At 28.2% G+C, this 9,690-nt stretch carries 6 protein-coding genes and 2 rRNA genes; 6 read left to right on the top strand and 2 right to left on the bottom strand.

What is annotated here, in order from left to right; genetic code table 11:
- Positions 1-128, top strand: a 23S ribosomal RNA gene (locus AAT22_RS17215); the annotation flags it as partial.
- 125 nt (positions 129-253) lie between these two features.
- A 5S ribosomal RNA gene (gene rrf, locus AAT22_RS17210) occupies positions 254-370 on the top strand.
- Between the two features lie 245 nt (positions 371-615).
- On the opposite strand, the gene AAT22_RS17205 is transcribed toward rrf, so the two are convergent.
- Positions 616-1,842 (bottom strand): ABC transporter permease subunit, encoded by a 1,227-nt coding sequence (locus AAT22_RS17205; RefSeq protein WP_047002151.1) that lies wholly within the window; start codon positions 1,840-1,842, stop codon positions 616-618.
- A complete protein-coding gene (locus AAT22_RS17200; protein ID WP_016209171.1) occupies positions 1,842-2,750 on the bottom strand; it encodes an ABC transporter ATP-binding protein in 909 nt (302 codons plus the stop codon). Before AAT22_RS17200 ends, AAT22_RS17205 begins: the two co-directional genes overlap by 1 nt.
- A gap of 380 nt (positions 2,751-3,130) precedes the next feature.
- On the opposite strand from AAT22_RS17200, the gene glgB reads away from it, so the two are divergent.
- From glgB to glgD, 4 genes are read left to right on the top strand one after another with little or no spacing between them, the layout of a single operon-like run.
- Positions 3,131-5,116: a 1,4-alpha-glucan branching protein GlgB gene (glgB, locus tag AAT22_RS17195; RefSeq protein WP_047002150.1), complete on the top strand. Its 1,986-nt coding sequence runs from the start codon at positions 3,131-3,133 to the stop codon at positions 5,114-5,116.
- Between the two features lie 20 nt (positions 5,117-5,136).
- Positions 5,137-6,582: a glycogen synthase GlgA gene (gene glgA / locus AAT22_RS17190; protein ID WP_047002149.1), complete on the top strand. Its 1,446-nt coding sequence runs from the start codon at positions 5,137-5,139 to the stop codon at positions 6,580-6,582.
- Between the two features lie 43 nt (positions 6,583-6,625).
- Positions 6,626-7,810: a glucose-1-phosphate adenylyltransferase gene (locus tag AAT22_RS17185; protein ID WP_016209168.1), complete on the top strand. Its 1,185-nt coding sequence runs from the start codon at positions 6,626-6,628 to the stop codon at positions 7,808-7,810.
- Between the two features lie 14 nt (positions 7,811-7,824).
- Positions 7,825-8,931, top strand: a complete 1,107-nt coding sequence (gene glgD, locus AAT22_RS17180; protein ID WP_016209167.1) for a glucose-1-phosphate adenylyltransferase subunit GlgD — start codon at positions 7,825-7,827, stop codon at positions 8,929-8,931.
- Positions 8,932-9,690 lie beyond the last annotated feature (759 nt).

Here is a 9,690-nt window from a genome sequence, read left to right as displayed (position 1 = left end):
CTCAAGATGAGATTTCCCATAGCATAAGCTAGTAAGACCCCTTGAAGAACACAAGGTTGATAGGTCAGAGGTGTAAGTGTGGTAACATATTTAGCTGACTGATACTAATAGGTCGAGGGCTTGACCAATAAAATAAAGATATGGCTTAAATTTATATTCGTGTGCAATTTTCAGAGAACACTCTGAATAAGGAAACTCCGTTACACGGAGTACAAGATTCATAACCAAATCATAGATTTGGAGAATCAAAGCATCTGGTGATGATGGCGTAGAGGAAACACTCCTTTCCATTCCGAACAGGAAAGTTAAGCTCTACAGCGTCGATGGTACTGCATGGGAGACTGTGTGGGAGAGTAGAACGTTGCCAGGTTAGCAAAAAGGCTTAAGATTTATCTTAAGTCTTTTTTTTATATAAGAAATTATAAAAATTTAGAATCTGGATAATGGATTATATATGTTAATTTATTTATTCACAATTTTATTATAAAAATAGAAAGTTATTCACACCTTAACACTTTTTCATATGTCTATTGTTGATAATTTTACTGTAAGTAATGGGTAACTCTATATAATTAAAAGAGCACACCTAAAATTGATAGGTGTACTCTTTTTGAATTATATTAAAATATCCTTTTTTATAAAATTAATATGTGCTATTGTATATGCTATTATTGCTGTTATAATCAAGCATATTATTCCATTAGTTGTTGTTAATTTAGGATTTTGATACATTAATGCTAATTTAGAAGTTACTAGACTGCCTGCATCAGCATAAGTTGTAAATAAAAGATGACTAATATTTCTTATAGAGCTAATTGCTTGGGTTCCTATTGATAGGAAAATAGTAGATATTACTGAAACTGCCATGGAAGTCATACTACTTTTAAATAGAGTTGATATCATGAATACAATAGAACAAGCAGATAAAATAAATAATGATTGATATCCTATTGTTCTAAATGCATTTTCAGTGTTAGTAATCATTTTTGATGTATCTGGAATTTGATTCATTATCATCTCACCTGATGATTGATCAAATGCTTTTTCATATTTTTGTTCAACTCTAACAGGATATTTTGAAGCATCAACATCACTTGTCATATTAACAACTGTCATTCCAACCAGTTGAGGTATTAAGATTAGTGATAATACAGTAACAGTTGATACGATAAACTTAGAAAATAAAATTTTTCCCCTTGTAACAGGCTGAACAAGTAGGAATTTTAATGTTGCTGGTGTACATTCTCCTGAAACCATATCACTCATAAATACAGAAATTCCTGCTATTAATACTCCTAATCCAAAAAAGCTGTTAAGCATTTGTAAGAAATTAAAGGCTTGATACTCCCATCCTTGTAAGGGTTTTATATTATTATTTTTTAGATATTTTAAATCATCTAATTGTTGTTTTGACTCGGCGTACCATCTTTTATTCCATTCCCTTATACCATCTTCTTCATATTGCTTAATTGTATTTTCGGTAGACTTAATTGATTCATCCAGCTGCTTTTTCCATGCATATTCAGAAATACCATTTTTGATTATTTCTTTGTTAATATCTATTTGTTTTAAAAGACTAGTTTCTATTTCTTTAGAATTTTGAATCCATTTTTGATCACCATCTTCTTCTGCTCTCTTTATATCATTTCTTATATGAACTAACTGTTCTTCAGCTTGCTGTATTTGATATTCAGGTGAGGTCCATTCTTTCATATTTTTGTCATTCATCCATGTACCAAAAGCGGTTATTCCAATAAATACTATAAATAATCCAAAGACAATCCAAGTCTTAGATCTTTTAAAAATTTTAATAAATTCATTTTTTATAAGCGTTAATAACATTATCTAATTCCTCCTTCAACTAATTCCATATATCTTTGCTCTAAGCCTTTTCTTATCTTAAATACTTCTTGTATAGCATAATTGTTATTAACAAGATACTTAATTAATTCAGGAGTTTTATTAGATAATAAGATTATTTCTATTCCATCATCAGTTTTTCTAGCAGAGTTAATATATTCAATAGATAATAATTTATTAATATCTATTTCTTGTAGTAGTTTTAAACAAATTATATCAGTATTAGTATCCATAGATTCATCTAATACATTCTCTACTGATTCTATAATTCCATGATTTATGAATGCAACTCTATTACAAAGATGTTGCACCTCAGAAAGTATATGTGATGATATAAATACAGCCATTCCTCTTTCATTGGCAGCTTTTTTTACTACTTCTCTAAAATCCAATATTCCTGAAGGATCTAATCCATTAGTAGGCTCATCTAAAATTAGAAGCTTTGGATTAGAAAGAAGAGATGCAGCTAGCCCTAAACGTTGTTTCATACCTAGTGAATATTTCCTGACCTTATCATCTATTCTATGTTCAAGACCTACTAATTTTATGGTTTCATTTACTTGGTCTTTAGAAATATTTCTAATTCTAGCAATTTGCATTAAGTTTTCTCTTCCAGATAAATATTTATATAACTCAGGATTTTCTACTACTGCACCTACTTCTTTTAGTGCTTTTTCTGTGTCAGTCTTTAAATCATGACCACAAATACTAATACTACCTTCGTTTGCATTGATAAGACCTACGAGCATTCTTATAGTTGTTGTTTTTCCAGCCCCATTAGGGCCTAAAAATCCAAATATTTCACCTTCTTCTATTGAGAATGATATATCTTTTATTATTTCTCTTTTTCCTAGCTTTTTCTTAAGTCCTTTTACCTCTAAAACCTTCAAATCATTACCTCCCTTAATCTAACTATTAATAATTTTAGATAGAAAAACTTAATAAAAAGGTAGGAAAAGTCTTAATATAATCTTAATATAACCTTAAGTATTTAAGATTTAATAGTAATTTAGAAGTAATTTTACTTAAAATATTATTTTTAAATTTATTTGTTGATTATTGTAAATTATTAATTAAATTACATACTAAATAATTTTATAACATAGTTAGAAGACGTTTTACAAACATCTAATTATCAAAAATATGTAAATATATATCAAAAAAAACTATATTTTATAGATTATAGTATTATGGAATTTATGGAATAAAATGTAATTGGATGATATAATTATCAACATAAGAATTATGTTAACTTTGGGAGGAGATTTTTATGGCACAGGAAGTAAAGAATAAAGCAAAAAAGGGACAACTTATAAATATAGACATAGATTCCTTTCATGAAGGTAGAAACTATAGTAGCTATTGGCTTTTAGGTTCACATTGTATTGTTGAAAATAGAAAACGGGGAGTAAGATTTACAACCTGGGCACCTAATGCTAGTGAAATATATGTAGTTGGCGACTTTTGTGAATTCAAGCCTATAAATGAATTTAAAATGGAAAAAGTAAATGAAAAAGGTTTATGGTCAATATTTATTCTTGGCTTAAGAGAAGGAACCAAATATAAATATTACATTGTAAACAAAAATAATGAAAGAGGTATCTATAAAGCAGATCCGTATGCTAAATTATCAGAAATTAGACCGAATACTGCCTCTATTGTAAAAAGCGAATGTAAGTTTAAATGGATGGATAAGAAGTGGATAAATAAAAGAGGAAAAACAAATCTTTTTAAGGAGCCTATAAATATTTATGAAATGCATCTAGGTTCATGGAAAACTAATAATGGGGAATTTCTTACATATAAAGAGTTAAGTGATAAGTTGCCTGAATATTTAAATGAAATGGGATATACACATGTAGAATTTATGCCACTAGTAGAACATCCTTTAGATGCATCATGGGGATACCAAGGAACAGGATATTACTCAGTAACCAGTAGATATGGAGATTCAGAAGGTTTAAAACAATTAATAAATGTACTTCATAGAAATGGAATAGGAGTTATTCTTGATTGGGTTCCAGGACATTTTTGCAAAGATGAACATGGTCTATATCATTTTGATGGTACTCCAACATACGAATATCAGGAAGAGTGGAAGTCTGAAAATAAGGGCTGGGGAACTGCTAACTTTGATTTAGGTAGACCAGAAGTAAAAAGCTTCTTAATATCAAATGCATTATTTTGGCTCAGAGAATTTCATATAGATGGACTTAGAGTTGATGCTGTATCTAATATGTTGTATTTAAACTATGGAAGAGGAGAAGGTGAATGGAAAACTAATAAATTTGGGGGTGATGGTTGTTTAGAAGGAATAAGTTTTATAAAGGAGCTAAATAAGGTAATATTTAATGAATTTAAAAATATTTTAATGATAGCTGAAGAATCTACTTCATGGCCAAGTGTTTGCAAGCCAATTGAAGATGGCGGATTAGGATTTAATTTTAAATGGAATATGGGGTGGATGAATGATACGTTAAAATATGTAGAAGTAGATCCAATATATAGAAAACATAATCATAATAAGATGACATTTTCCATGATGTATAACTATTCAGAAAACTTTATACTACCGATATCACATGATGAAGTTGTTCATGGCAAAAAGTCATTAGTTGATAAAATGTGGGGAGATTATTGGAATAAGTTTGCCGGGCTAAGACTATATTTAGCATATATGATGGGTCATCCAGGAAAAAAATTAACATTTATGGGATATGAATTTGCTCAATTTATAGAGTGGAGAGAATATGAAGAGCTAGAGTGGGAGTTAATAGATAAATTTGAAATGCATAAGTTAACACAAAATTATTGTAAATTTTTAAATAACTTTTATAAGGAAAATAAGGCTTTATGGGAATTAGATTACGATAATACTGGTTTTGAATGGATAGATGCTGATAATTCTAATCAAAGTATTTTTTCTTTCATCAGAAAAGGGAATGATATTAAAGATACATTAGTATTTATATGTAATTTTACTCCAGTGGTATATTACGACTTTAGAGTAGGGGTACCATATAATGCAAAATATAAAGAAATATTTAATTCTGATAATAAAGAGTTTGGAGGTTCTAATCAATTAAATGAAGAAATAATAGAATCTGAAGATATAAGTTATCATAATAGGAAGTACTCTATATCATTAAAAATACCACCTATGGCAGCAATAATATTATCTATAAGTGATTTAAATGAAGATATTAATTTGCTAGTAAATAAAGAAATAATTTTAGAAAACAAGTATAAGAGCTAGCATTAAAAGGGGGAATGAGATTGAATATTTTAATAGTTGCATCAGAAGCGCATCCATTTATTAAGACAGGAGGTCTTGGAGATGTTATAGGGGCTTTACCTAAAGCTTTAAAAGATTTAGGTGTTGATGTAAGGGTAGTAATACCAAATTATAGAGATATAAAAAAAGAAATTAAAGAAAGTTTAACATATATTGATAATTTCAGTGTAAATGTAGGATGGAGAACTCAGTATTGTGGTATTTTGGAGTATGAATATGATGGGGTACAATTTTATCTGCTAGATAACGAGTACTATTTTAAAAGAGGCGGATTATACGGATATTATGATGATGGAGAGAAATTTGCATTTTTTGATAGAGCTGTTTTGGAGTTTATAAAGCATATAGATTGGGTACCAGATATAGTACATTGTAATGATTGGCAAACTGGAATGGTACCAGTACTTCATAAATTAGAATATATAAAAGAAGAAAAATTTAAAAATATAAAGACAATATTTTCAATTCATAATTTATTTTTTAAAGGTATGTTTAGTAAAGAAGTATTGCCTGAGCTATTTGGGTATGATTACGAAGCTTTTAATAATGGTAGCTTAGAGCTTTATGGAGCAGTAAGCTTTTTAAAGGGTGCAATCAATTATGCAGATAAGATCACTACAGTAAGTAAAAGTTATGCAGAGGAAATAAAGACTCCTGAATATGGAGAAGAGCTAGATGGACTTCTTAGATATAGAAGTTCTGTACTAGAGGGTATAGTAAATGGAATAGATTATGAAGAATATAATCCAGAAGAGGATAAATATATATATTCTAAATATAGTATTGATAATATTCAAAATAAATCAATCAATAAAGAAAATTTACAAAAGGAATTAGGATTACCTGTAAATAAAGATGTAGCTATGATTGGTCTAGTATCTAGGTTAACACATCAAAAAGGATGTGACTTAATTATAAATATATTAGAAGAATTATTAAAAGAGGAGGTTCAGGTTGTTATATTAGGAACTGGTGATAGTATGTATGAAGATGGATTTAAAAGTTTTCAAAATAGATATCCTAAGAAGGTTAGTGCAAATATAAGATTTAGCAATGAACTAGCACATAAAATTTATGCATCTTCTGATATGTTTTTAATGCCTTCATTATTTGAACCTTGTGGTCTTGGGCAATTAATAGCGCTTAGATATGGAAGTGTACCAATTGTAAGAGAAACAGGTGGGCTAAAGGATACTGTGGTTCCTTATAATGAATATGAAGGAACAGGTAATGGGTTTGGGTTTAAAAATTATAGATTTGATGAGCTTCTTAATATAACTAAATATGCATTAGGAATCTATAAAGATAAAAATAAATGGAATAGTATTGTAAGACAATCTATGAGCTCCGATAATAGCTGGGAAAAGTCCGCTATGGAATATATAAGGATATATGATGAATTATCATTTAATAATGTTAATAAATAATACATGTCTAATTAGGATTGGGATAGAAGAGAGGGGATAAAATATGGGGAAAAAAGAAATTGTAGCAATGATTTTAGCAGGTGGACAAGGGTCTAGATTAGGGATATTAACTAAAAATATGGCAAAACCTGCAGTGCCCTTTGGAGGAAAATATAGGATCATCGATTTTCCTTTAAGCAATTGCTCTAATTCAGGAATATATACTGTGGGGGTACTAACTCAATATAAGCCATTAGATTTAAATTCTCATATAGGAATAGGGGATCCATGGGATTTAGATAGAAGAGATGGTGGGGTATCTATATTACCTCCATATCAGGAAGAGAAAGGTGGAGATTGGTATAAAGGAACAGCTAATGCTATTTATCAAAATATAGAATATATAGATAGATTTGAACCTGAGTATGTTTTGATTTTATCAGGAGACCATATTTATAAAATGAATTATGATAGAATGTTAGATTTTCATAAAGAAAATAATGCAGATGCTACAATTGCAGTTATAGATGTTCCAATAGAGGAAGCAAGTAGATTTGGAATAATGAATACTAGGGCAGATAATTCAATATATGAATTTGAAGAAAAGCCTAAAGTACCTAAAAGTACTAACGCATCTATGGGAATATATATATTTAATTGGAGAATTTTAAAAAAGTTTTTAAGGGAAGATGAAAAAGATAAAAATTCAAGTAATGATTTTGGAAAAGATATAATACCTAATATGTTGAATAATGGAAGAAGATTAATAGCATATCCATTTAAAGGATATTGGAAAGATGTGGGAACCATCGAAAGTTTATGGGAAGCTAATATGGATTTATTAAAAATAGATAATGATTTAAATTTATATGATAGTGATTGGAAGATATACTCACAAAACCAAGTTAGACCAGCACACTATATTGGAGAAGAGGCTAAAATAGTAAACTCTTTAGTTGTAGAAGGATGTATAATAAACGGTAAAATTGAAAATTCTGTATTATCTCAAGGTGTTTATATTGGTAAAAATACAATAATTAAAGATTCAGTAATAATGACTAATGTACAAATAGGAGATAATGTTATTATAGAAAAGTCCATAATTGGAAGTAATGCAATAATAAATAATAATTGTCATGTAGGAGATAGTAAAAGTATAGAAGTTATTGGTGCATATCAATACTTACTTGATGAATCAGCCATAGATTTTAAGGAAATATGTTTAGATAGAAAAGTAATTAATCTTTAAGGGGGTAAATAAGAATGAATAATTGTTTGGGAATAATAAACTTAGATGAAAACCAAAGTAGAATGGGAGAGCTAGTAAGATATAGAACTTTGGCATCAGTACCTCTTTCAGCAAGATATAGGATAATTGATTTTGTATTATCTAATATGGCTAATTCAGGAATAGAAGGAATAGGAATATTTACTGCAAATAAATCAAGATCCTTAATAAATCATCTTACTAATGGAAGGCCATGGGATTTGCATAGAAAGAAAGATGGACTTAGAGTATTTAATTTCGGAGATTATGATCCAAACTATGATGATGTTCATAATTTCTTAGATAATATAGAGTTCATAGAGCAAAGTAAAAAGGAATATGTATTAATAAGCCCATCATATATGATTTGTAATATAGATTATAATAAAGTTTTACAATATCATAAAAAATCTAAAAATGATATTACTATAATATATAAGGATGTAGATGATGCAAATAAAAAATTTTTAGAGTGTGAAGTAGTTAATATAGAAGATAATAATAGAGTAATTAGTATAGGTGAGAATATAGGAAGAGAGAAAAATGCAAAAATAAATATGGAAATGTATATCATGGAGACACATTTATTTATTAAAATGATACATGAATGCATAAAAACGGGGATTCATAGAAAAATAAAAAGCTATATAGCATCCAGGCTTAATGATTTTAAAGTTGGCGCATATAAATTTAACGGATATTTAGCTTGTATAAATTCAATAAAATCTTATTTTGATACTAATTTAGATATATTAAATCAAGATATAAATAAAGAATTATTTTATAATTTAAAACCAATATATACAAAATCACAAGATGAGCCACCTACACAATATACTGATATAAGTTTAGTATCAAATTCTATAATAGCAAATGGATCGTATATAGAAGGAGAAGTTAAAAATTGCATTATAGGAAGACGAGTTGTTATAGGAAAAGGTGCAAAATTAGAAAATTGTGTAATAATGCAGAACAGTATAATTGGAGAAGAGGCAATAATGGATATGGTTATCGCTGATAAGGGAACAGTAGTTAATGGAAATCAACAAATTAGGGGAACTATAAATTATCCAGTAACAATACAAAGAAATAAGATAATTTAATAGTCCATGCTTCACAAGGCATAGTTCGCAGTTACTTTCATTTTATTGGTGACGAGGAATATTTATCAGATAACAAGTACTAGGTGTAGACTATAATTAAAAATTAAGAAGAGTTTACTCTAGACGATTTTAAGCATATAGGTTTTCATATTAAGTTCAAATATAAATGAGGTGAACTTCACCAAGTATTTAATGTTTGCTATTTGAAACTTAGAAGTTAATCAATATATAAGATAAGTTTTATTTAAAGACGAATTAAGTTTTTACTTATATATTTATTATTTTTATAAAAGATCTAACATATGTTTCTGATACCTTTATCCTAAAAAATATGAACTGTGAATTGTGCATTGTAAATTGAATAAAATTTTCTCATAATTTCAAACAAAGCCTCCTGGTGTGTCAATAGTATTATATTTTAGAAATAATGAGGTTTAATAAGTATATAAAGAATAATATAAGATAAATAGTATATTTTGTAGAAAAAAGTCTTATTATAGGTGGTACTATTAATAACGTTCCAGCGAGGAACAAGCTAAATTAAAAGAATTATTAGAAATAATAAAAATATTGACAATAATAGATTTTAATAGTAAGATAATGAAGTCGCTTGAGAGCGATGAAGAAAATGGTCTTTGAAAATTGAACAGAAAATAAGTTAAGTAAAATAAACCAGCAATTCTTTTAGAAGTCTTAAGTGAGAATCTAAATTTAAATTTAGTTATTCGAACTTACAACGCTGACAATAGTAAGCGTTGT

Source organism: Clostridium sp. C8, assembly GCF_001010885.1.
GTDB classification, from domain to species: Bacteria; Bacillota; Clostridia; order Clostridiales; family Clostridiaceae; genus Clostridium; species Clostridium sartagoforme.
The sequence above is the reverse complement of the archived record's forward strand: the minus strand, read 5'-3'. Positions and strand labels throughout refer to the sequence as shown.